The organism is Sphingopyxis sp. GW821-FHT02C12, assembly GCF_059421785.1.
Map to the genome: position 1 here is coordinate 866,755 of NZ_JBWKVQ010000001.1, position 23,013 is coordinate 889,767.

Consider the following 23,013-nt stretch of genomic DNA (forward strand, 5'->3'; position numbering starts at 1 on the left):
ATATTTGGTCAAAACATATATAATGTGAGCTAAATGAAGTCGAATCGACTTCATCCAATCTGCTATGAAGTCGCCATGACCCAGCCCACCGACCGCGCCGCCATCCGCGCCCTCGCCCGCCGCCCCGAAACCGATATCGTCGCCGACCTGCGCGCCGACCTCGCCCGATCGCCCGCCACCGTCGAGGCGACCACCGCGCGCGGGCTGGCGCTGATCCGCAAGGCGAAGGCCGAGGGCGAGCGCGAGACGCTCGTCGCCCAGCTGATGAACCGCTATCGCCTGTCGACCGAGGAAGGCGTCGTGCTGATGTGTCTTGCCGAGGCGTTGCTGCGCGTGCCCGACAGCGCGACCGCCAACGCGTTGATCCGCGACAAGATCGCCGGCCGGCACTGGAACGAGGGGGACAACGAAGACAGCCCGCTGATCGTCGCGCTGTCGGCGCGCGGGCTTTCGCTCGGTTCGGCGACGCTGATGCTCGGCGCGATGGGCAGCAAGGCGAACCCGCTCGCGCTACTCAAATCGATGATCCGACGCTCGGGCGAGCCGGTGATCCGCCAGGCGTCGCTCGCGGCGATGAAGATGCTCGGCCAGCAGTTCGTGATGGGCGAGACGATCGACGCCGCGGTCAAGCGCGCCGACAAGGAGAAATCGGAGCTAGCCAGCTTCGACATGCTCGGCGAGGCCGCCCGCACCGCCGAGGATGCGCAACGCTATTACGACAGCTATGCGAATGCCATCACGCGCATCGGCAAGAATGCCAAGGCGGGCGACCCGCACGCCAATCATGGTATTTCGATCAAGCTTTCGGCGCTCCACCCGCGCTATGAATATCTGCAAGGCGCGCGCGTCCGCGAGGAACTCATTCCGCGCGTCATCACCCTCGTCCGCGCCGCGCGCGCGGTGAATATTCCGCTGATGATCGATGCCGAGGAAAGCGACCGGCTCGAACCGCATATGGATGTGTTTGGCGCGCTGATCGACGCGGGATTGGCCGATGACTGGACCGGACTCGGCATCGTGATCCAGGCCTATCAGAAGCGCGCGCCCGAGGTGATCCGCTGGGTCGCGGCAAAGGCGCGTACGCGCGGGGTTAAACTGTCGATGCGGCTGGTGAAAGGCGCCTATTGGGATACCGAGATCAAGCGCGCACAGACGATGGGCCTCGCCGACTTCCCCGTCTTCACCGCGAAAAATCACACCGACCTCAATTACATGCATTGCGCGCAGATATTGCGCGAGGCGCAGGACGCGATCTTCCCCGCCTTTGCCAGCCATAATGCAATGACGCTCGCCTTCGTTGCCGAGCTGTTCACAGGCGCCGATTACGAACTGCAGCGGCTCCACGGCATGGGCGAGGGCGCGCATGACGCCATCGTCGGCCTCTTCCCGCCGCCGCGCCCGGTGCGCGTCTATGCCCCCGTCGGCACCCACCGCGACCTGCTCGCCTATCTCGTCCGCCGCCTGCTCGAAAATGGCGCGAACTCCAGCTTCGTCCACCAATTCTCGGACCCCGACGTGACCGCCGAACAGCTTGCGGTCGATCCGCGCAGCATCGCGAGCAAGCCCTCGACGATCGCGACCGGCCGCACCCTGCTCGACCCCGAGCGCCGCAATTCGCGCGGCTACGACCTCGGCGAGCCCGGCGTGCCCGAAGCGCTGATGGCGGCGATCGCCCAGGCGCGCCGCGCGAACCCGGTTGCCGCCCCGATCGTCGCGGGCCGCAGCCTCGACGGCAAGTCCGAGCCCGTCCACAACCCCGCGACCGGCGTCGTCATCGGCTCGGTGGTCGAGGCCGACGCCGCGGCGGTCGATACCGCCGTCGCCGCATCGCGTCAGGTGCAGGAGCATTGGAGTCTCGCCGGCGGCGCCTTCCGCGCCGAGCGGCTCGAACGCGCCGCCGACCTGCTCGAGGAGCGCGACGCGCTGTTCCTCGGCCTCGCGATCGACGAAGCCGGCAAGACGCTCGTCGACGCGGTCGCCGAGGTCCGCGAGGCGGTCGATTTCCTGCGCTATTATGCGGGCCAGACGCGCGCGCATTTCACCCACCCGCTGCCGCTCCCCGGCCCGACCGGCGAACGCAACGAGCTGATGCTCGAGGGCAAGGGCATTTTCGCGTGCATCAGCCCGTGGAATTTCCCGCTCGCGATCTTCCTCGGCCAGGTGTCGGCGGCGCTCGCCGCGGGCAATGCCGTCCTCGCGAAGCCCGCCGAACAGACCCCGCTGATCGCGCACGCCGCGGTCGAACTGCTCCACGAAGCGGGCATTCCCGCCGAAATTCTCCATTTTCTCCCCGGCCGCGGCGAGACCGTCGGCGCGGCGGTGACGGGACATGACGACGTCATTGGGGTCGCCTTCACCGGCTCGACCGAGGTCGCGCGCCTGATCAACCGCAGCCTTGCGATGCGCGACGGCCCGATCGCGACGCTGATCGCCGAGACCGGCGGCGCCAACGCGATGATCGTCGATTCGACCGCGCTCCCCGAACAGGTCACGCGCGACGCCGTCGCGTCGGCCTTCCAGTCGGCGGGCCAGCGCTGTTCGGCGCTGCGCCTGCTCTGCGTGCAGGAGGATGTCGCCGATACGATGATCGAGATGGTCGCAGGCGCGATGGCCGAACTCGACGTCGGCGATCCCGCGCTGCTCGCGACCGACACCGGCCCGATCATCGACGAGGAAGCGCAGGCCAATATCGCGACTTATGTGGCCGAGGCGCGAACTGAGGGCCGCGTGATCGCCGAGGCGGGCGGTGACCTGCCCCCCGGCGGCCATTTCGTCCGCCCCGCGTTGATCCGCCTCGACCATGTCACCGACCTGAAGCGCGAAATCTTCGGCCCCGTGCTGCATGTCGCGACATGGAAGGGCGGCGAGCTCGACGCGCTGATCGATGCGATCAACGCCTCGGGCTATGGTTTGACCTTGGGCATCCATACCCGCATCGACGGCGTCGCGGCGCACGTCGCGGCGCGCGCGGCGGTGGGCAATGTCTATGTGAACCGCAACCAGATAGGCGCGATCGTCGGCTCGCAACCGTTCGGCGGCCGCGGCCTGTCGGGCACGGGCCCCAAGGCCGGCGGCCCCCACTATCTGTTCCGCTTCGCCGAGGAAAAATCGATCTCGACCGACATCACCGCCGCGGGCGGCAATGCGGCGCTGATGGCAGGCTAGGGCGCCGCCTTGATCGACATCGCGACGTTGCGCGCGGCGCGCATCTTGCCCGCGACGCCGCCGCCCTTGCCGGGATCGTCATAGGTATAGACCGCGACGACCTTATTCGCGGCGCTGGTGATGCAGCCGCCAAGGATGATCGGATAGCTGACCCCGCCGCCGTTGACGTTCAACGTGCCGCCCAGATAGGCGCAATCGCCGTCGGTGCCGCGCGGTGCGATATCGCCCTGGATATCGACCGGCGTGCTGAACGCGTCCGAAAGACCCTTGGCGGCGTCGGCGGTCGCCGCCTTGCCCGTCGCGCCCGATTGCCATTCGGCCTTGCCGAATTCGGCGCCGAGCGCGGTGAGCAGCTCGGCGCGCGGAATGCGCGTCGCCAGCGCGTTCTGGGGCGTCTTGATCAGCATATAGTCATTGCCCGGTCCCTCAGCACGCCCGGCCTTGTCGCAGCGGATCAGCGTCGCAAGCGTGATATTTTCCTTGTCGCCCGTCGCCAGTGTATCGGCGATCAACTTGTCCTTGTTCACCGGCACGCAATAGCCCGCCGGAATCGTCGCGGTCAGCGTGACGTCATGGACCGTGAAGGTCACGTCGGCCGCCTCTGCGGCACCCGGCACCATCATCGTACCCGCCACCAAAGCCCATTTCATCATCGGCCCCATCCCCCTCAAGCCCCTGGCACGCCAAGCATCTGCGCCTGCGCCTTCAATCGTCCCGCCGCGCCCGGATTGGCTGCGATACCATCCTTCAAGGCCTGCGCCGCTTTCGCCGTCTCGCCCAGCGTCATACGGCTGCGCATCAGCATGATCCAGCGGTCGACGTCGGCGGGATTGGCCTTCAACTTCGTCTCCAGCCCGTCGACCATGCCCTGGATCATCGCGTCCTGCTGGCCCTTGGGCAGCTGTGACGCCGCCTCCATGTCGGACCGACTTGGCCCCGGAATGGCGCGCGCCGCAACCGGAATTTCATTGGGGGTCAACGGCCGCGCCTGCGTTTTCGCGAGCCGGCCGGCGACCTCGATCTTGTGGATCGCGCCGACCTGTTCGATCGTTCGGCGCAGGTCGGCTTCCCACGGCGCGCCCTGCGGCGTGTCCTCGAGCAGCGCGAACCAGTCGGCGATCGCGCCTTGGTGATCGCCGCCTACGTCCTTTTTCACCGCGCGGAAATAGCGCGCGCGCGGGTCCCTGGGGTCGAGCGCGATCGCCTTGTCGAACGCCCGCAAAGCCGCCGGAGGCATAGGGTCGCTCTGGCTCGCCATCACCCGCGCCTCGCCGAGCGCCGACCACAGCCCCGCCGATTCGGGCGAAAGCCCTACCGCCTTTTCATAAGCTGTTGCCGCGCCGCCGAAATTGCCGAGGTCGAATCGCGCCGCGCCGAGTTGCATCCACGCGTCGGCGCTGTTCGGTTCGCTGCGCGTTCGCGCCTCGAGTGCGGCGAGCAGGTCCGACGGCGCCGCGGTCGGCTGTGCCGCCGCACCGTCGCTTCCGGGCGCCGAATCGCGCCAGATCGCGTAGCCGATCGCCCCCGCCAGCAGCAGGACGGCCGCGATCAGGATTGCGCCGTTAGCCCGCGTCATACCACCCGCCATCTTCTTGCTCTCGCTCATTTTTGCCCCTCTTGTGCGCGTGCGAAAAAATCGGCGCGATGCGCGCTCGCGACTTGCCTTTGCCGGACGATGGTGTAGCCTTTGAAGGGCGAGGTCGGTCAACGACAAAATCGTAAAGGGGTCGCACCGATTTTCCCAGCCAACAGGGGAGGGGTGCATGGCAGTTACAGATCACGTCGATTTCAAGACGTTCATGGAGGGTGTGTCGAAGCGCAACCCGGGCCAGCTGGAGTTCGTCCAGGCGGTTCAGGAAGTCGCCGAGGACATCTTCGACTTCATCAAGGACAAGGAAGAATATCACGCGCAGCAGATATTGCGGCGCATTGCCGAACCCGACCGGGTCGTGTCCTTCCGCGTCTGCTGGGAAGACGATAACGGCAATATCCGCGTCCAGCGTGGCTGGCGGGTCCAGAACAACAACGCCATCGGTCCGTACAAGGGCGGCATCCGTTTCCACCCCTCGGTCACCGAATCGGTGCTCAAATTCCTCGCCTTCGAACAGACGTTCAAGAACGCACTGACCGGGCTGCCGATGGGCGGTGGCAAGGGCGGGTCGAACTTCAACCCCAAGGGCAAGAGCGTGCGTGAGATCATGCGCTTCTGCCAGAGCTTCATGACCGAGCTGTACCGTCACATCGGCGCCGACATCGACGTGCCTGCGGGCGACATCGGCGTTGGCGGGCGCGAGATCGGCTTCATGTTCGGCCAGTATAAGCGCATCACCAACGAATTCACCGGGGTGCTCACCGGCAAGGGCCTCGAATGGGGCGGCTCGCTGATCCGCACCGAAGCGACGGGTTATGGCGCGGTCTATTTCCTCGCCAACATGCTCGCGGCCAAGGGGCAAGACCTTGTCGGCAAGACGGCGGTGATCTCGGGATCGGGCAATGTCGCGACCCACGCCGCCGAAAAGATCGTCCAGCTGGGCGGCAAGGTACTGACGCTGTCCGATTCGGGCGGCTTCATCCACGATCCCGACGGCATCACGCAGGAAAAGATCGACTGGGTGAAAGCGCACAAGACGCACCGTCGCGGCCGGATCGAGGATTATTGCACCGAGTTCAAGGGCGCGAGCTTCACCGCGGGCAAGACGCCGTGGGGTGTCAAGTGCGATGTCGCGCTGCCCTGCGCGACGCAGAACGAGCTGCTCGGCGACGATGCCAAGGAGCTGGTGAAGAATGGCTGCATCGCGGTCAGCGAAGGCGCTAACATGCCGACCAACCTCGAAGGCGTGCATGCGTTCAAACATGCTAAAATCATGTTCGCGCCGGGCAAGGCGGCCAATGCCGGCGGCGTCGCGGTGTCGGGTCTCGAAATGAGCCAGAACAGCGGTCGTCGCAGCTGGAGCGAGGGTGAACTGCAGCAGATGCTCAAGGACATCATGGACGGCATCCACAAAAGCTGCCTGACCCATGGCGACCAGGGCGACGGCTATATCGATTATGTGAAGGGTGCCAATATCGCCGGCTTCAAGAAAGTCGCCGATGCGATGCTGGCGTTCGGGGTGGTTTGAGTTTCGGGCCAGGACGCAAACGTCCGGTTCGGGTAACAAGGGGTTCTGCGATGACGACGCACGCTGGAAAGGAGCGCCGCGATCGGCCTTCGGCGGCGTTCGCCGTCGTCCGGCCCGGACTCGCGGCCTTTGCCGCGCTCGTGCTGTTGCTGACGGCGCTCGCCGTCGCGGCCGTCATCGCCGCCCCGCCCGCCCGCTCGCAGGGCGAGGCCGGCGGGCGCTATACCGGGGTCGCCTCGTGCGCCGGGTCGACCTGTCACGGACGGATGGAGGGTGACGGCGCCGTCGTCCGCCAGGACGAGCTGATGAAATGGCAGGAACCCTCGACCTCCGGCGGCGCGCACAGCCGCGCCTGGGCGGTGCTGAGCAACAGCCGCAGCCAGTTCATCGCGCGCAATCTGGGGCTGAAGGATGCCGCGACCGCGCCGATGTGCCTCGGCTGTCACAGCAGCAAGGGCGCGATCGACGCGGCCGGCGGCGCGCAGCGCGGCACCGTGCCGCTCGAAGACGGCGTCGGCTGCGAATCGTGCCACGGCCCCGCCGGCGGCTGGATCGCCAGCCACTATGCCGGGATCGGTACCAACGCCGACCCCGACCGCGAGAGCCGCGAAAAACATCTCGCCAACCTGTCGGCGGGCCTGAAAAAGCTCGAGGATCCGGTGGTGCGCGCGGGCGTGTGCGTCGACTGCCATTTCGGTTCGGCGGGCGAGGGGCAGTTCGTTACCCACCGGATCATGGCGGCCGGTCACCCGCGAATCAGCTTCGAACTCGACCTCTTCTCCTCGCTCCAGGCGCATCACCAGGAAGACGCCGATTATGGCTGGCGCAAATTCGGCGCCGCGAACGCGCGCACCGACCATGTCCAGATGTGGGCGATCGGACAGGCGACGGCTCTCGAACGCAGCCTTCAGCTGTTCCAGTCGAAGCGCGGGACCGAAGGCATGTTCCCCGAATTCTACTTCCTCGACTGCCACAGCTGCCACCGCCGCATCTATGACCAGGCCAAGCCGGTGAAGACCAGCATGGACAATGCCGGCCGCAACATCCCCGAGGGCATGCCGCCCTATAATGACGAGAATCTGATCATGCTCGCCGCCGCCGCGCGTATCGCCGCCCCCGCCCTCGCCGACCAGCTTACGGCGCGCACCGCCGCCTTCCACCGCGCGATGACGATCGACCGCGACAGCGCCAAGGCGGCGGCGGCGCAGCTCGGCCAGACCGTCGCGGCGCTCAAATCGGCCTTCGCCTCGCGCAATTTCTCGGGCGCCGACGCCTTCGCGCTCGTCGACGCGATTTCGGCCAAGGCGATCAATGATCGCCTCACCGATTATTCGGGATCGCAACAGGCGGTAATGGGGGTCGATACGCTGCTCAATTCGATGGTCTCGTCGGGGCGGATCACCGTCGGTGCCGCAGCGGGAATCCGCGGAGACATCGATCGCGCCTATGCCGCGGTGAAGGACCCCAATGCCTATAAACCCGCCGAATTCCAGGCCTCGCTCGGCAGCGCGGTGCGCGCCATCCGGGCGCTGCGCTGATCGTCATGCCGAACCATAGTCGCCTTTTCCGCTCGACCGCCTTGGCCGCGATGGCCACCCTGCTCCTGTCCTCGTGCGGGGGGGGCGGTGGTGGTGGCACCCCCACGCCCACCCCGACACCGACCCCCACGCCAACCCCGACCCCGACCGGCAGCGTCTTCACCCAGCCGGGCAGCGAATCGCTGAGCGTCGCCGACGTTCAGGCGGTGATGGCTGGCGCCATCGCCGAGGCGCAGGCGCAGGGCCTGCCGTCGGTGATCGCGGTGACCGACCGCGTCGGCAACGTCCTCGGCATTTTCCGCATGAACGGCGCGCGCGCCAACGCGACGACCGGTGCGGCGCCCAATGGCGTCAACATGGACGCGCAGAATGTCACCGTCCCGGCCGAAGCCGGCGCGATCGCAAAGGCGGTGACCGGCGCCTATCTGTCGAGCGCGGGCAACGCCTTTTCGTCACGCACCGCGAGCCAGATCGTCCAGCAACATTTCCCGCCCGCGCCGACCACCGTCGGTCTCGAAAGCGGGCCTTTGTTCGGCGTGCAGTTCAGCCAGCTGCCGTGCAGCGACCTCAGCGCGCGCTTCGGCGCGCCCGGCGGCGCGGCGCTGATCGGACCCAAACGCTCGCCGCTCGGCCTGTCGGCCGACCCCGGCGGCCTGCCGCTCTACAAGAATGGCAAGCTGGTCGGCGGCATCGGGGTGATGGGCGACGGCGTTTACGGCAGCGACGCCAACACGCTCGACATCGACAATGATGCCGAGGAGTTCATCGCACTCGCCGGAACGCGCGGCTTCGAGGCGCCGACGAGCATCACCGCCGACAAGATCACCGTCGACGGCACCACCCTGCGCTTTTCCGACGCCACCTATGGCGGCCTGAAATCATCGACCGGCGCGAGTTTCGCGAGCTTCAACGGCGTTGCGGGCAATCTGGTCGCGGTGATCGGCTATGCCAATGCCGCGATCATCGCGGGTACCGTCTATGGCACCGAGGCATCGGGCATGCGCCCCTCGACCGCCGCCGAGTTCAGCAACCGTGACGCCTATGTGCTCACCGACGGCAGCGGCACCAACCGCTATCCGGTCCGCGCCGCCACCGACGCCGCCAGCAACAGCGCGCCACTGACCCAGGCCGAAGTGCGCGCGGTAATGGAAGAGGCTTTCACGATCATTAGCCGCGCGCGCGGCCAGATCCGCCGCCCGCTCGACAGCCGCGCGCAGGTGTCGGTCAGCGTCGTCGATACGCATGGCGCGGTGCTCGGCATCGTTCGCTCGCCCGACGCGCCGATTTTCGGCACCGACGTTTCGTTGCAGAAGGCGCGCACCGCGACCTTTTTCTCGAACGCTATCGCCGGCGCCGACTTGAGCGCCAATGCCAGCGCCGACGTGCGCCAGTTCGTCACCGCAACGCGCAGCTTTCTGAACGATCCGGCGGCGCTGACCGGCACCCATGCCTTCTCCGATCGCGCGAACGGCAATCTGTCGCGCCCCTATTTCCCCGATGGCGAGGTCGGGCGCCCGAACGGCCCGCTGTCGCGCCCGATCGCGCAGTTCAATCCCTTCTCGACCGGGCTGCAATCGGCGCTGATCATCGGCAATATCGGGCAGCATCTGGGATTCGTCACCGGCGCCAGCGCGACCGACACGCCGCAGCGCTGCACGACGCTGCCCGACACACCGTCGGGCACCAACCGGCTGCAGAACGGCATCCAGATCTTCCCCGGCTCGGTTCCCATCTATCGTGGCAACCAGCTCGTCGGCGGCATCGGCGTGTCGGGCGACGGCATCGATCAGGATGACATGATCAGCTTCCTTGGCGCGCATAATGGCGGCGCGCGTGTCGGCGGCATCGGCAATGCGCCGCCCGCGATCCGCTCGGACCGCATCATCGTCAATCTCGCCGGCGGCGCCTCGGTGCGGCTGCGCTATATCGGCTGTCCGTTCGCGCCCTTCCTCGACACGGCGCAGCAAAATGTCTGCGATGGGCTATAGGATATGAGCCTCGCGGGAAGCAGCCTTTGGCCGATCATCGCCAGCCTGGCGGCGCAAAGCGCCCCGGGCGACGTGGCCGAACCGGTGCCCGCCGATCCCCCGGTCGTAACGACCGAAAGCCCGACCGCAGAACCGTCGCTCGACGACCTCACCCCGCCGCCACCGCCGGTCGACTGGCAGCAGATGATGAGCGACGATCTGATGACCCAGATCATCGACGGTCGTCGCCGTCCGGGATACCGCCCCGACTTGCCCGACCAGCTTACCCAAGACAATATCGGGGCGCTGCGCCCGCCACCGCCCGAGGCTTTTCCGGGCATGGAAAACCAGCTGCCGGTCCCCGATCGCTGGCGACTGATCGAGAGCCTTGGCGTCGTCAAGGAACGCTGGTTCGATCCCTATCACCAGAACACCTACAAGGGCGACCGGCCGATCTGCATCCCGACCGAAGAGGAGCAGGAACTGCGCGCGCGGGCCGGCGAAGTGCGCTGCAAGACGCCAAAATTCCTGGGACTGAAGGGCGACGACTGGTTTTTCGTCGTCAACGCCATTTCGGACACGGTGTTCGAACCGCGCACCTTTCCGATCCCGGTCGGCGTCCAGACCACGTCGCGCCCCGGCAGCCTCGACGTGTTCGGCAAGAACCGCAGCTTCGTCGCGGCGCAGACCTTCATTGTCGGCGCGGCGTTGATCAAGGGGTCGACCGCGTTCAAGCCGCCCGACATCGAATATCGCGTCACGCTGGCCTATCAGGCGAACTATGTCGACGTGCCCGAACGGCGCGTGCTCGACGTGCGCCCATCGAAGAAAAGCCACCGTTTCGACCATTTCATCGGCGTGCAGGAATTGTTCGTCGACAAGCATCTCGGCAACGACAGCGACCGCTTTGACTTCCACTCGATCCGCGTCGGTATCCAGCCGTTCCAGAGCGATTTTCGCGGCTTCCTGTTCCAGGATTCGCAGCTCGGCGTCCGCTTTTTCGGCAACCGCGACAACAACCGCTTCCAATATAATCTCGCGGCCTTCTGGCGGCTGGAGAAGGACACCAACAGCGGCCTCAACGACATCACCCAGACCCCGCGCGACGATTTCGTCTTCACCGGCAATCTCTATCGCCAGGATTTCCCGTTCGTCGGGCTGACCAGCCAGGTCAGCGTGACCTATAATATGAACCGCGAAAAGAACGACGTTCAGATCGACCATAATGGTTTCCCGGTGCGCCCGGCGCTGCTCGGCGACCTGCGCGGGCGTGAATATGATGTCGTCTATCTGGGGTACAGCGCCGATGGCCGCATCGGGCGGATCAACCTGACCGCGAGCTTCTACGCCGCGCTGGGTGAGGACCGGAACAGCTTCTTCACCAGCAAGCCCGCCAAGATCCGCGCAGGCTTTGGTGCGGTCGAACTCAGCTACGATCACGACTGGATGCGCTTCCGTCTGTCGGGCCTCTACGCCACCGGCGACCGCGACCCGTATAACAACACCGAAGGCGGCTTCGACGCGATCTTCGAAAATCCGATCTTCGGCGGCGCCGACACCAGCTACTGGATCCGCCAGACAATCCCCTTCGCCGGCGGCGGTCGCGTCATCGCGATCTCGGGCCGCAACGGCATCCTGAATTCGCTGCGCTCGTCGAAGGAAGAGGGGCAGTCGAACTTCAACAACCCCGGCACCGTCTTCGTCGGTGTCGGCGGCGATTTCGACCTGTCGCCCGAAGTGCGCGTCAGCACCAATTTCAACCACCTCTGGTTCGCCGACACCTCCAGCCTGCAAGTGCTGCGCAGCGAGGGAACGATCCCCAAGGATATCGGCTTCGACCTCTCGGTCGCTGGGATCTGGCGACCCAAGGCGACGCAGAATATCGTCGGACGCCTCAGCGCCGCGGTGCTGTTGCCAGGCAAGGGGTTCAAAGACCTGTTCGACAACAAAGAGGGTGACGACGCCTATCTCTCGATCCTCGCCAATGTGATTGTGAGTTTCTAGATCATGGCCCGCAAGCTCCTCGCCCTCCTTGCCTTCGTCCTGATGGGCGCGAGCCTCGCCGTCTCGATGGTGCGCGCGGCCGAGGGCGAAAAGCCGGTGAAGGTCGAATATCGCTTCAGCCCTCCGGCGCCCAAGGAACAGCCCGGGGCGACCTTCGCCGAGCGCGAGGCTGCGGTGCTCGCAAAATCGAAAGGCTGCTACAGCTGCCACACCCAGACCGATGCGCCGTCGATGCACGCGACACCCGCGGTGCAACTCGGCTGCGTCGACTGCCACGGCGGTGACGCCGAATCGCCTGCGGCCTTCGGCAACGCCAAGCTCGGTTACGACAATCCGTACAATCTCGCGGCAATGAAGGTCGCGCATCCGCAGCCGACGCTGCCGAACAGCTGGGGTCACAGCCCGGCGAACCCGAAACGCAGCTACACCTTGCTCAACAAGGAAGCGCCCGAGTTCATCCGCTTCATCAATCCCAGCGACTATCGCGTCGCACGCGAGGCCTGCGGGGCGTGCCACCTCGAGGTGATCGAGGCGACCGAACGCTCGATGATGTCGACGGGGGCGATGCTGTGGGGCGGTGCGGCCTATAACAACGGCATCGTACCCTATAAGAACTACGTCTTCGGCGAGGCCTATACCCGCAAGGGCGAGGCCGCCTGCATATTGTCGCCGACCACCTCGATGACGCCCGAGGAATATAAGAACGCCTGCGACCCCAAGGTCGCGTTCGACAAGATCCTGACCGACAAGGAACGCGCGCGCGGCGCGCTCGCCAAAATGTATCCGCTGCCGCGCTGGAGCGTGCTCCCGCCGGGCGACGTCTTCCGCGTGTTCGAACGCGGCGGGCGCAACATCAACACGCAATTCCCCGAAATCGGCCTGCCCAACCCGACCGGCAGCATCCAGCGGCTCGAGGAGCCGGGGCGCCCCGACCTCAAGCAATCGAACCGCGGCCCCGGCACCGGGCTGCGCGTGTCGATCCCCGTGCTCAACATCCACAAGACCCGCCTCAACGATCCTTTGATGTGGTTCATGGGTACCAACGACCAGCCAGGCGATTATCGCCACTCAGGCTGTTCGGGCTGTCACGTCATCTATGCCAACGACCGCGAACCACGCCACAGCCTGACCTATTCGCAGTTCGGCCGCGACGGTGAGACTGCGACGATCGACCCGACGATCCGCGACCGCAAATACAAGGCCGACGACGGCCACGGCGACAGTCACGGCGCCGGGGGCACCGAGCATGGCGATCCCGCCAAGCACGCGCCCGATCCCGACCAGCACGGCGGGCTGATCAACCCCGCCGACGCCGCAGCCGGTCCGCAGGTGTTCGCGAAAAAGGAGCGTCTCGAAGCGGGGCACCCGATCAAGCACACGTTCACCCGCTCGATCCCGACCTCGCAGTGCATGTCCTGCCACATGCACCAGCCGAACATCTTCCTGAATTCCTATCTCGGCTATACGATGTGGGACTATGAATCCGACGCGCCGCAAATGTGGCCGGGTCCGAACAACACCGCACCGCGCCCGCCGGGGATGAGCGACGCGGACTATCAGAAGAAATACAAGCGGCAGCATTATCCGACCGCGGCCGAGGTGCATAAGACCCTCGAACGCAACCCCGAGGCCGCGGCGACGCGCGGGCTGTGGTCCGACGTCGAATTCCTGCGCGACGTCTATGACGTCAACGACACCAACAAGGACACCCAGTTCGCCGACTATCACGGCCATGGCTGGAACTTCCGCGGCATCTTCAAGCGCGACCGCAACGGCAATCTGCTGACAGCCGACGGGAACATGGCGACCTACGGCACCGATCCGAACATCATCGACCCCAAGGACCCGGAGAAATGGCGCAAGAGCTGCAGCCATTACACCGACGTCAAAGAACGCGACCTCTGCCTGTCGAGCGCCGATCCCGGCCGCCCGGGTGTCGAGGGCAAGTTTGTGCCGCCCGGCATCAACCCCGGCAAGGCGGTCCATATGATGGACATCCACGCCGAAAAGGGCATGCAATGCGCCGACTGCCACTTCGCGCAGGACAGCCATGGCAACGGCTATATCCAGGGTGAAGTCGCCAACGCGGTCGAGATCGGATGCAAGGATTGCCACGGCACCGCCGACGCGCTGCCCAATTTGCTCACCTCGAACGTCGCGGCGCGGCCGCAGGGCACCAATCTCGCGCTGCTGCGCAACCCCGACGGGCGCCGCCGCTTCGAATTCCAGTATAATGACAATGGCGACGTCACCGGGCTGATCCAGCGCTCGATCGTCGATCCAAAACTCGAATGGCAGGTCAGCCTGGTCAAGCAGGCGGTGACCCCGGGGCCGCATTTCAATGCCAAGGCGGCGCGCGCCAAGCTGATGGCACGCAGCGGCGCCGACGACGGCAGCTTCGCCTGGGGACCCGAGGTCGCGAAGGAAGATCGCGCGCACGGCGAAGACAAGATGACCTGTTTCACCTGCCACCTGTCGTGGACGACGAGTTGCGGCGGCTGCCATTTGCCGATCGAGGCGAACTGGAAAACCAGCATGCACCATTTCGAGGGCGAGGAGACGCGCAACTTCGCGACTTACAACCCGCAGGTCGCGCGCGACGAGATGTTCCAGCTCGGCCGGCACCAGCTCACCAAGCCCGGCGAACCCGGCCCGAACGGCGAGGTCCGGGGGATCATCACGCCGGTCCGATCGACCTCGGCGCTCGTGCTCTCCTCGACCAACATCAACCGCGAGCGCATCTATGTGCAACAGCCGCCGATCTCGTCGGCGGGCTATTCGAGCCAGGCCTTCGCACCGCATTTCCCGCACACGGTGCGCCGCCAGGAAACCAAGCAATGCTCGGACTGCCACCTGTCCGAAAATGACGACAACAACGCGATCATGGCGCAGCTCAACCTGCTGGGGACCAACTTCGTCAACTTCGTCGGCCTCAACGTCTGGTCGGGCATGGAAGACGGCTTCCAGGCGACGCGCGTCACCGAATGGGACGAGCCGCAGGCCGTGATCGGCAGCTACCTCCAGAAATATGCCTATCCCGATTATTGGAAGCTGCACGTCGAGCAGAACGGGCGCGAGCTCAAGAACTGGGTGCGCGGCAAGACCTTCGACAAGAAGGTGTCGGGCGAAAAATACGCGCTCGAGGAATTCGCCAATATCGTCCAGGGCACCAGCGGCCGCGTGAACTGCCTGCAACAGCGTGGCGAATATATGTTCGTCGCAGAGGGCAAGGGCGGTTTCCGCGTCTATGACGTCGCGTCGATCGGCAACAAGGGCTTCTCCGAACGCATCATTCGCGCACCCTTCTCGTCGCTGGGTCACGACACCCATGTGAAGACGAAGAACGCCACCTGCATGGCGATCGCGACGACCCAGCCGGTCAGCGTGTCGCGCAACGACCATATCGTGAAGGATTTCCCGCAGAACCACGAACAGGCGATGCACCCCATCTATCGCTATGCGGTGATCACCGACAGCGTCGAAGGGCTGATCCTGGTCGACATCGACACGATGGCCGACGGCGAGTTCCGCAACAACAAGCTGACCCGGGCGCTGACTTGGAACGAGGGCAATGTCCTCGCCGGAGCGCGGCACGTCACGCTCGCGGGGAGTATCGCCTATGTTACCACCGACGCGGGCCTCGTCGTGCTCGACCTGACTAACCCGCTCGCACCCAAGGTGACGGCACAACTGCCGCTGACCGATGCGCGCGCCAGCGCGGTTCAGTTCCGCTACCTCTGGATCACCGATGCCGAGGGGGTGAAGCTGTTCGACGTCACCAATCTGGCGCAGCCGGTGCCGGTGCCCTCGGGCACGGTGCGCCTGACCAATGCGCGTAAAATCTATGTCGCGCGCACCTATATGTATGTCGCGGCCAAGGCGGACGGCCTCGTCATCGTCGACGTCACCAAGCCCGCGGCGCCGCTGGTCTGGCCGGGGCGGACCTTCGGCGGCGCGCTCGTCGATGCCGAGGATGTGATCGTCGCGTCGACCAACGCTTCGCTCTTCGCCTATGTCGCCGACGGGCGCGCGGGCATCAAGGTGATACAGCTGACCAGCCCCGACAACGCTGGCCTCTACGGCTTTTCGCCCAAACCCACCCCCGAACTGATCGCTTGGGCTAGGACCCCGGCGCCGGCGCTCGCGCTGTCGAAGGGGCTCGACCGCGACCGCGCGGTCGATGAGACCGGCGGCCAGATGGCGGTGTTCGGCCGCCTCGGCTCGCGCCCCTTCACCCGGCCCGAGATGGAGAAATTGTTCCTGAACAGCCGGGGCAATGTCTACAAGGTCCGCGATTCCGATCCGAAGGACGCCGAGCAGGCGGCGGCGTGGCGCGGCCCCGACAAGTTCGGCGGCTAGTCAATCGCGTCCGCCTGTGCGACAGCCCCGCACCGGCGGACCGTCCCGCCGCCTTTCTGTTATGAGACGTTAGCCGATGCGCCCGGTCGTGATCCCCCATCCCAGTTTTGGCGACAAAGTGCGCCGTGCGCTGTGGAACGCCGTCTGGCTCATCCTCTATCGCACCAGCCCGATCCCACTCCACGGTTGGCGCCGCCTCCTGCTCCGCGCGTTCGGTGCAAAAATCGGGTCGCAAACGCGGCCCTATCCCAGCGCGCGAATCTGGGCGCCGTGGAATTTCGAAATGGGGGAGGGCAGCACGCTCGGCCCGCGCAGCGAGATTTATTCGGTGGCACGCGTCACGCTCGGCCCCTGGTCGGTGGTCAGTCAGCGCGCTTATCTCTGCACCGCCAGCCACGACATCCACGCCCCCGGCTTCGCGCTCACCGCGGCGCCGATCGCGATCCGCCGCAATGCGTGGGTCGCCGCCGACGCCTTTGTCGGCCCGGGCGTGACCCTCGCCGACGGCGCCGTGGCGGCGGCGCGCGCGGTGGTGGTCAAGGATGTCGATCGCAATATCATTGTCGGCGGCAATCCGGCGACGCCGATCGGTGAATGCAGCCTCGCTGACTTTGCGGACGGATCGGTAAAACCCGGCGGCTAGAGCCGTTCGGCCTGCACCACCGTGTCGGACGCGCGCAGCGCCGACAATATCCGCATCAGATGATGGACGTCGCGCACCTCGACGACGACGTCATAGGTGTGGAACCCGCCCTCGCGGTTCGACAGCCGCAAATTGGTGATGTTCGCCATATTGGCGGCAAGGATGCCCGACATTTCGGCGAGCGTGCCAGGCTCGTTGAGGATGACGATGCACAGCCGCGCATTGCCGCCCTCGCTGTCTTCCTGCCAGCGCAGGTCGATCCAGTCGGCATCGACCCCGTCGGCGAGGCTCGGGCAGTCGATGACATGCACCTCGATGCCCTCACCCGGACGCGCCAGCCCGACAATGCGGTCGCCGGGTACCGGGTGGCAGCAATCGGCGAGCTGATAGGCGACCCCGGGGGTGAGTCCCTCGATCGACACCGCGGAGCCCTGCGCCAGCTTGCCGGGTTTCGATTTCATCTCGGCGGTGATGCCGGGGACGAGTGCCTCGAGCACCGCATTGTCGGACAGGCGCCGCTTGCCGATCGCGACATAGAGCGCGGTGTCGTCTTCGAGCTTGAGCCGGGTCAGCGCCGCGGCGCGCGCCTTGTCGCCGACCCGGCCGGGCAGCCGCGCGACGATCTCGTCGTACAGCTTGCGGCCAAGCGATGCGAGTTCGACCTTTTCCTTCGAACGGACATGGCGGCGGATCGCGGCGCGCGCTTTGCCGGTGACCGCGAAGCCGAGCCAGGCGGGCTGCGGCGTCTGTTTGTCCGACGACAATATCTCGACCGTATCGCCATTGGCGAGCTGGGTGCGCAGCGGCACCAGCCGGCCGTTGACCTTGGCGCCGACCGTCCGGTCGCCGAGCCCGGTGTGGACGGCATAGGCGAAATCGACTGGGGTCGCGCCCTTGGGCAACTGGTGCAGGCTGCCTTTGGGGGTGAAGGCGAAGATGCGGTCCTGATACATCGCGATGCGCGTGTTTTCGAGGAACTCTTCGGGATCGTGCGTCTGTTCGAGGATTTCGAGCAGGTCGCGAATCCACCCCGCCTGCCCGTCGGGGGCGGTCCCGCCCTGCTTGTATGCCCAATGCGCGGCGAAGCCGAATTCGGACTGCTGGTGCATGCCGACGCTGCGGAGCTGGATCTCGATTCGCATATTCTGCTGGTGCATGATCGTCGTGTGCAGCGACTTGTAGCCGTTGCGCTTCGGCGTCGAGATATAGTCCTTGAAGCGCCCCGGCACCATTTTCCACTTGCGATGGAGCAGCCCGAGCGCGGCGTAACAATCGGCATCGGTCGGGGTGATGATGCGGAAGGCGATGATGTCGGTCACCTGTTCGAAGCTGACGTGTCGCTCCTGCATCTTGCGCCAGATCGAATAGGGATGCTTCTCGCGCCCCGACACATCGGCCTCGATGCCGTTCTTCGCCAGCAGCTCCTTGAAATCCGACGTGATCTTCGCGACCTTGTCCTTGCCGCCGGCGGCCAACTTCGCCAGCCGCCCGGTGATCGTCGCATAGGCCTCGGGCTCAAGTTCGCGGAACGCGAGCAGCTGCATCTCGCGCATATATTCATACATGCCGATCCGCTCGGCGAGCGGGGCATAGATGTCCATCGTCTCCTTGGCGATGCGACGCCGCTTGTCGGGATTCTGGATGAAATGCAGCGTGCGCATATTGTGCAGCCGGTCGGCGAGCTTGACCAGCAGCACCCGGATGTCGTCGGACATGGCGAGCAGGAATTTGCGCAGGTTTTCCGCCGCGCGCTCATTCTCGGTCTGCGCCTCGATCTTCGAAAGCTTGGTCACCCCATCGACCAGCCGCCCGACATCTGCCCCGAACAACCGTTCGATTTCTTCAGGGGTGGTCAGCGTGTCCTCGAGCGTGTCGTGGAGCAGCGCGGTGACGATCGTTTCGCTGTCGAGATGCAACTCGGTCAAAATGCCCGCAACCTCGACCGGATGGCTGAAATAGGGGTCGCCCGACGCGCGTTTCTGGCTGCCGTGTTTCTGGACGGTGAAGACATAGGCGCGGTTGAGCAACGCCTCGTCGACGTCGGGATCATAAGCGCGCACGCGCTCGACAAGTTCATATTGACGCAGCATCCTGTCCCAATGTCGTTCATGCGCGCCCAAATGCAATGCGAAACTTTGCTGCGCACCGCCGCCGGGAACTCGCAATTTTGGTAAACGGCTTTGGAAGCATCGTGCGTGCGGGCTATGGCGGGAGGCAATGACAGGGACCGAAGCTTTCGATTCGACCACGGCAAGCCCGCGCGTGTCGGTGGTGATGCCCGTGCACAATGGTGCGCGCTGGCTCGACGAGGCGATCGATTCGGTCCTCGCGCAAGGCTTCCTCGACTTCGAACTGATCCTCGTCGACGATGCTTCGCGTGACGAAAGCCCCGCGATCATGGCCGCCGCAGCGGCGCGCGACCCGCGCGTCCGTCATTTTCGCCTCGACACCAATGTCGGCCTGCCCGCGGCGCTCAACCACGGCTTTGCGCAGGCGCGGGGCGAATTGCACAGCTGGACGTCGGACGACAACCTCCTCCGCCCGCAGATGCTCGACCGCCTTGTCGCGACACTCGACGCGCATCCCGATGCGGGGGTCGCCTATGCCGATTTCTCGCTGATCGACGATGCCGGAAACGATCTCGGCCGTTCGCGGGTCGGACCGGTCGAACGCTTGCTCCACGGCAACAACATCGGCGCCGCCTTCCTGTATCGCCGCGGCGTGACCGACGCGCTCGGCGGCTATGACGTCGGATTGTTCGGGGTCGAGGATTATGATTTCTGGTTGCGCGCGGCGCAGCGGTTCACCTTCGTCGAACTGCACGAAGATCTCTATGTCTACCGCAAGCATGGCGGCAGCCTGACCAGTCAGCGTGCCGATCAGATCTACGCGTTGACCGCTGTCATCGTCGAACGCGCGATGCCCGACCAGTTGCCGGCGCGCAGCCGCGGCGAAATCCTGCTCGGCCTCGCGCTCAAGAGCCAGCGCCGCTGGCGCTTCGACCTCGTGAGCCGCGCCTTGCGCGCGCATCCCCCGACGGTCCTCGCGCGGCTACCCGCGCTCGCGCGCTGGACGCTCGTCGTCGCGCGCAATCGCCTTACGGCCTGATCATCCGGGCATAGAAAAAGCCGCCGTGCCTCCCCGGGGCTATGGGAGGTCGCGGCGGCTCTCTATGCGGCCAGGGTCGAACGGCGGAGCGGGAGGGGAGCGCCGTCCGGCCGGCCGATCAGGCGGCGCCGTTGCAGCGCGCCAGATCTTCGGCTTCGAGCGCCTTGCCGTCGGCAATGAAGCCCTTCACTTCGCCGGCTTCCTTGGCGAGCCCGGCGCACATCATCTGCGGGCGGCTGGTGCCGCGCGCGCCGACGCAATTGGTGCCTTCGCACGACCAGACGATACCGCGCGCGACGAACTTGCCCTTCGGGGCCGGGCTCGCCAGTTCGGCGCGGTAATAGGCGCCGCCCGCGGCCTGGGCGGTCACGGGCAGGGCGGCAGCACCGCCGGCCAACGCGACGGCGAACATCGGCACGACAGGCGCCGCGAAAGAGAATTTGAACATGGGGAGGCCCTTCCTTTTTGAGCACCTATTTAGGTTGCAAAAGGAAATTTAGTACGTGGGTTGCAAAATGCAACCAAGCCTACATATTTTTTTGTGCGGGGGCCGATTTTACGTTAGGGCTGGGCCTATGGGAAAATTACGCGAACCGCTGAACATCCTCTACGGTGACAATTGTGCATTGCCGCTCGCGCTCGAGGCGATGGGCGAGCGCTGGTCGTTCATGATCCTGCGCGCGGCCTTCAACGGCGTCCATCATTTCGAGGAGTTTCAGCAGGAACTCAGTATCGCGCGCAACATCCTGTCGAACCGGCTGTCGCGGCTCGTCGACCATGGCATCATGGCGCGCGAAGTGATGGCCGAGGATCGCCGCAAGGTACGCTACGAACTCACCGAAAAGGGCCTCGAGCTGCTGCCCGCAATGATCGCGCTGCGCCAATGGGGCGAAAAATGGGGGGCCGGCGTGCCCTCGACCCCGGTGCTGGTCGATGTTCGCGACGAACAGCCGATCGGCCCCGTCACCATGACCGCGCACGACGGACGCTCGCTCGGCTATAAGGAACTGGTGTGGAAACATCGGTCGGAACTGCAGCCGCTGGGCCAGGCCCGGACGCGCGCAGATGAGCGGATGGCGCCGGTTGCCGCCGAGTGACGGACGCGGGACCGTCCAGCCGCCCCGCCTGCCGCTGACCGCAACCCAACATCCGATGCCGCTGTTCGGACTATCCTCGCCGGGACCTTTTTTCGGCAATAAGGTGCGCGCCTTCTGGAATCTCCAGATCCTCGGCTGGTTCGCCTGGCTCGGGCTGCGCGGCGTGTCGGGCCTCGCCAACGGGCAGGCGCTCGCCTTCCTGATTCCACAGACAGTGTCGGCGATCACCGGCTTCTCGCTCTCGCTGATCCTGTCGGTCTGCTATCGCACCCTGATCAGCCGCCGCCCGCTATTGATGTGGGGGGTCAGCTTCGGCTTGGCGGGTATCGCCACCGCGCTCTGGGCGTTCATCGACGCTTGGGTCGCTCAGATCCAGAACCCGAACAGCGACGCCGGCTTCACCAGCCTGCTGCTCGGCGCGGTCTATATCGACGCGACCTCGCTCGCCGCCTGGTCGGCGCTCTATTTCGCGATCAACTATTTCCTCCAGCTCGAGGAACAGAATGACCGTGTGCTGCGGCTCGAGGCGCAGGCGGCCTCGGCGCAGCTAGCAATGCTGCGCTACCAGCTCAACCCGCATTTCCTGTTCAACACGCTCAACAGCATCTCGACGCTGGTGCTGCTCAAGCAATCCGAACCCGCCAATGCGATGCTGTCGCGGCTGTCGGCGTTCCTGCGCTACACGCTTGCCAACGAACCGACCGCGCAGGTGACGCTGGCGCAGGAGATCGAGACGCTGAAGCTGTATCTCGACATCGAAAAAATGCGCTTCGAGGAACGGCTGCGCCCGCATTTCGCGATCGATCCCGCCGTTTCGCGCGCCCGTCTGCCCTCGCTGTTGCTCCAGCCGCTGATCGAAAATGCGATAAAATATGCGGTCACCCCGCAGGAGGATGGCGCCGACATCACGATTTCGGCTCAGCTTGCCGGTCAAAATGTTCGGATTACCGTGTCGGACACCGGGTCGGGATTGTCAGCCGATGGCGCGGACCCCACCACTGGCGTCATTGCAACGGAATCAACCGGTGTGGGTTTAGCCAATATCAGAGACCGGCTGGCGCAGGCTTTCGGCGATCAGCACCGGTTCGATGCCCAATCGGGCGCTGACGGCGGATTCACGGTGGTTGTCGAGTTTCCGTTTCAGCCCGACGGGCAAATGACGATTGGAACCGAGAGAACATGACGATCAGAACCATCCTGGTGGATGACGAAAAACTGGCCACCCAGGGCCTGCAATTGCGGCTCGAACCGCACAGCGACGTCGAAATCGTCGACACCGCCCAAAATGGCCGCGAGGCCATCCGCAAGATCAAGACCCACAAGCCCGACCTCGTCTTCCTCGACATCCAGATGCCGGGCTTCGACGGCTTTTCGGTGATCCAGGGGCTGATGGAAGTCGAACCGCCGCTGGTGGTGTTCGTCACCGCTTATTCGGACCATGCGATCCGCGCCTTCGAGGCGCAGGCGGTCGATTATCTGGTCAAGCCGGTCGAACCCGAACGCCTCGCCGACGCGCTTGACCGCGTGCGCCAGCGCCTGACCGAAAAGCGCGGCGCGGCCGAGGTCGAACGCCTCAAGACCGTGCTCGCCGAGGTCGCGCCCGACGCGGCCGACGATTATGACGCCGAAATCGCCCCCGATGCGCATGCCGCCGACCGCTATGAAAAGATGATCAATATCAAGGATCGCGGCCAGATCTTCCGCGTCGACGTCGACAGCATCGAACGCATCGATGCTGCGGGCGACTATATGTGCATCTACACCGCCGACAACAGCCTGATCCTGCGCGAGACGATGAAGGACCTCGAAAAGCGGCTCGACCCGCGCAACTTCCAGCGCGTGCATCGCTCGACGATCGTCAACCTCAGCCAGGTCAAGCAGGTCAAGCCGCACACCAACGGCGAATGCTTCCTGGTCCTCGGCTCCGGCGCGCAGGTGAAGGTCAGCCGCAGCTATCGCGACGTGGTGGCGCGGTTCGTACACTGATTATCGTCGCCCCCGCGAAGGCGGGGG

General features: G+C 65.4%; 15 protein-coding genes. 11 read left to right on the forward strand and 4 right to left on the reverse strand.

The window, feature by feature from the left end:
- Positions 1 to 75 precede the first annotated feature (75 nt).
- Complete coding sequence (gene putA, locus AC07U1_RS04035) at positions 76 to 3,165, forward strand: bifunctional proline dehydrogenase/L-glutamate gamma-semialdehyde dehydrogenase PutA (protein WP_492735294.1); 3,090 nt, start codon at positions 76 to 78, stop codon at positions 3,163 to 3,165.
- Here putA and AC07U1_RS04040 read toward each other — a convergent pair.
- A complete protein-coding gene (locus AC07U1_RS04040) occupies positions 3,162 to 3,815 on the reverse strand; it encodes a hypothetical protein (protein ID WP_495197650.1) in 654 nt (217 codons plus the stop codon). The two genes, putA and AC07U1_RS04040, sit on opposite strands and share 4 nt — an antisense overlap.
- Positions 3,816 to 3,832: 17 nt before the next feature.
- Complete coding sequence (locus AC07U1_RS04045) at positions 3,833 to 4,771, reverse strand: tetratricopeptide repeat protein (protein WP_495177343.1); 939 nt, start codon at positions 4,769 to 4,771, stop codon at positions 3,833 to 3,835.
- Positions 4,772 to 4,928: 157 nt separating this feature from the next.
- On the opposite strand from AC07U1_RS04045, the gene gdhA reads away from it, so the two are divergent.
- The 6 genes from gdhA (at position 4,929) to AC07U1_RS04075 (ending at position 16,795) form a co-directional block, all read left to right on the forward strand.
- On the forward strand, positions 4,929 to 6,284 hold the full coding sequence (gene gdhA, locus AC07U1_RS04050; RefSeq protein ID WP_056345060.1) for an NADP-specific glutamate dehydrogenase: 1,356 nt from the start codon (positions 4,929 to 4,931) through the stop codon (positions 6,282 to 6,284).
- Positions 6,285 to 6,334: 50 nt separating this feature from the next.
- Positions 6,335 to 7,822, forward strand: a complete 1,488-nt coding sequence (locus AC07U1_RS04055) for a multiheme c-type cytochrome (RefSeq protein WP_495177342.1) — start codon at positions 6,335 to 6,337, stop codon at positions 7,820 to 7,822.
- A gap of 50 nt (positions 7,823 to 7,872) precedes the next feature.
- Positions 7,873 to 9,810, forward strand: a complete 1,938-nt coding sequence (locus tag AC07U1_RS04060; RefSeq protein WP_492742693.1) for a heme-binding protein — start codon at positions 7,873 to 7,875, stop codon at positions 9,808 to 9,810.
- A 183-nt stretch (positions 9,811 to 9,993) separates the two neighbouring features.
- A complete protein-coding gene (locus AC07U1_RS04065) occupies positions 9,994 to 11,793 on the forward strand; it encodes a hypothetical protein (RefSeq protein ID WP_235535653.1) in 1,800 nt (599 codons plus the stop codon).
- A 3-nt stretch (positions 11,794 to 11,796) separates the two neighbouring features.
- Positions 11,797 to 16,152 carry a hypothetical protein gene (locus AC07U1_RS04070; RefSeq protein WP_495177341.1) on the forward strand — a complete coding sequence of 1,452 codons (4,356 nt, stop codon included), beginning with the start codon at positions 11,797 to 11,799 and terminating at the stop codon, positions 16,150 to 16,152.
- A gap of 88 nt (positions 16,153 to 16,240) precedes the next feature.
- On the forward strand, positions 16,241 to 16,795 hold the full coding sequence (locus tag AC07U1_RS04075; protein ID WP_495177340.1) for an LbetaH domain-containing protein: 555 nt from the start codon (positions 16,241 to 16,243) through the stop codon (positions 16,793 to 16,795).
- Here the strand turns inward: AC07U1_RS04075 and AC07U1_RS04080 are convergent.
- Positions 16,792 to 18,885, reverse strand: a complete 2,094-nt coding sequence (locus AC07U1_RS04080; RefSeq protein ID WP_495177339.1) for a RelA/SpoT family protein — start codon at positions 18,883 to 18,885, stop codon at positions 16,792 to 16,794. The genes AC07U1_RS04075 and AC07U1_RS04080 overlap by 4 nt on opposite strands.
- A 127-nt stretch (positions 18,886 to 19,012) precedes the next feature.
- On the opposite strand from AC07U1_RS04080, the gene AC07U1_RS04085 reads away from it, so the two are divergent.
- Positions 19,013 to 19,903, forward strand: a complete 891-nt coding sequence (locus tag AC07U1_RS04085) for a glycosyltransferase family 2 protein (protein ID WP_495177338.1) — start codon at positions 19,013 to 19,015, stop codon at positions 19,901 to 19,903.
- Positions 19,904 to 20,021: 118 nt separating this feature from the next.
- Here the strand turns inward: AC07U1_RS04085 and AC07U1_RS04090 are convergent, their stop codons facing one another.
- Positions 20,022 to 20,351, reverse strand: coding sequence for a CC_3452 family protein (locus AC07U1_RS04090; protein WP_056345090.1), 330 nt, complete (start codon positions 20,349 to 20,351; stop codon positions 20,022 to 20,024).
- 127 nt (positions 20,352 to 20,478) lie between these two features.
- Between AC07U1_RS04090 and AC07U1_RS04095 the strand changes: the two genes are divergently transcribed.
- Genes AC07U1_RS04095 through AC07U1_RS04105 form a run of 3 tightly spaced genes read left to right on the forward strand, consistent with a single transcriptional unit; the run spans position 20,479 to position 22,986 of the window.
- Positions 20,479 to 21,000, forward strand: coding sequence for a winged helix-turn-helix transcriptional regulator (locus AC07U1_RS04095; RefSeq protein ID WP_056345093.1), 522 nt, complete (start codon positions 20,479 to 20,481; stop codon positions 20,998 to 21,000).
- 55 nt (positions 21,001 to 21,055) lie between these two features.
- Positions 21,056 to 22,183: a sensor histidine kinase gene (locus AC07U1_RS04100; protein WP_056347115.1), complete on the forward strand. Its 1,128-nt coding sequence runs from the start codon at positions 21,056 to 21,058 to the stop codon at positions 22,181 to 22,183.
- Positions 22,180 to 22,986: a LytR/AlgR family response regulator transcription factor gene (locus AC07U1_RS04105; protein ID WP_492735274.1), complete on the forward strand. Its 807-nt coding sequence runs from the start codon at positions 22,180 to 22,182 to the stop codon at positions 22,984 to 22,986. The genes AC07U1_RS04100 and AC07U1_RS04105 overlap by 4 nt, the downstream gene beginning before the upstream one ends.
- Positions 22,987 to 23,013: the final 27 nt, after the last annotated feature.

Excerpts from the sequence above, each read along its gene's own strand:
- putA (WP_492735294.1), top strand. The coding sequence starts at position 76 with ATGACCCAGCCCACCGACCGCGCCGCCATCCGCGCCCTCGCCCGCCGC.
- AC07U1_RS04040 (WP_495197650.1), bottom strand. The coding sequence starts at position 3,815 with ATGAAATGGGCTTTGGTGGCGGGTACGATGATGGTGCCGGGTGCCGCA.
- AC07U1_RS04045 (WP_495177343.1), bottom strand. The coding sequence starts at position 4,771 with ATGAGCGAGAGCAAGAAGATGGCGGGTGGTATGACGCGGGCTAACGGC.
- gdhA (WP_056345060.1), top strand. The coding sequence starts at position 4,929 with ATGGCAGTTACAGATCACGTCGATTTCAAGACGTTCATGGAGGGTGTG.
- AC07U1_RS04055 (WP_495177342.1), top strand. The coding sequence starts at position 6,335 with ATGACGACGCACGCTGGAAAGGAGCGCCGCGATCGGCCTTCGGCGGCG.
- AC07U1_RS04060 (WP_492742693.1), top strand. The coding sequence starts at position 7,873 with ATGGCCACCCTGCTCCTGTCCTCGTGCGGGGGGGGCGGTGGTGGTGGC.
- AC07U1_RS04065 (WP_235535653.1), top strand. The coding sequence starts at position 9,994 with ATGATGAGCGACGATCTGATGACCCAGATCATCGACGGTCGTCGCCGT.
- AC07U1_RS04070 (WP_495177341.1), top strand. The coding sequence starts at position 11,797 with ATGGCCCGCAAGCTCCTCGCCCTCCTTGCCTTCGTCCTGATGGGCGCG.
- AC07U1_RS04080 (WP_495177339.1), bottom strand. The coding sequence starts at position 18,885 with ATGCTGCGTCAATATGAACTTGTCGAGCGCGTGCGCGCTTATGATCCC.
- AC07U1_RS04085 (WP_495177338.1), top strand. The coding sequence starts at position 19,013 with ATGACAGGGACCGAAGCTTTCGATTCGACCACGGCAAGCCCGCGCGTG.
- AC07U1_RS04090 (WP_056345090.1), bottom strand. The coding sequence starts at position 20,351 with ATGTTCAAATTCTCTTTCGCGGCGCCTGTCGTGCCGATGTTCGCCGTC.
- AC07U1_RS04095 (WP_056345093.1), top strand. The coding sequence starts at position 20,479 with ATGGGAAAATTACGCGAACCGCTGAACATCCTCTACGGTGACAATTGT.
- AC07U1_RS04100 (WP_056347115.1), top strand. The coding sequence starts at position 21,056 with ATGCCGCTGTTCGGACTATCCTCGCCGGGACCTTTTTTCGGCAATAAG.
- AC07U1_RS04105 (WP_492735274.1), top strand. The coding sequence starts at position 22,180 with ATGACGATCAGAACCATCCTGGTGGATGACGAAAAACTGGCCACCCAG.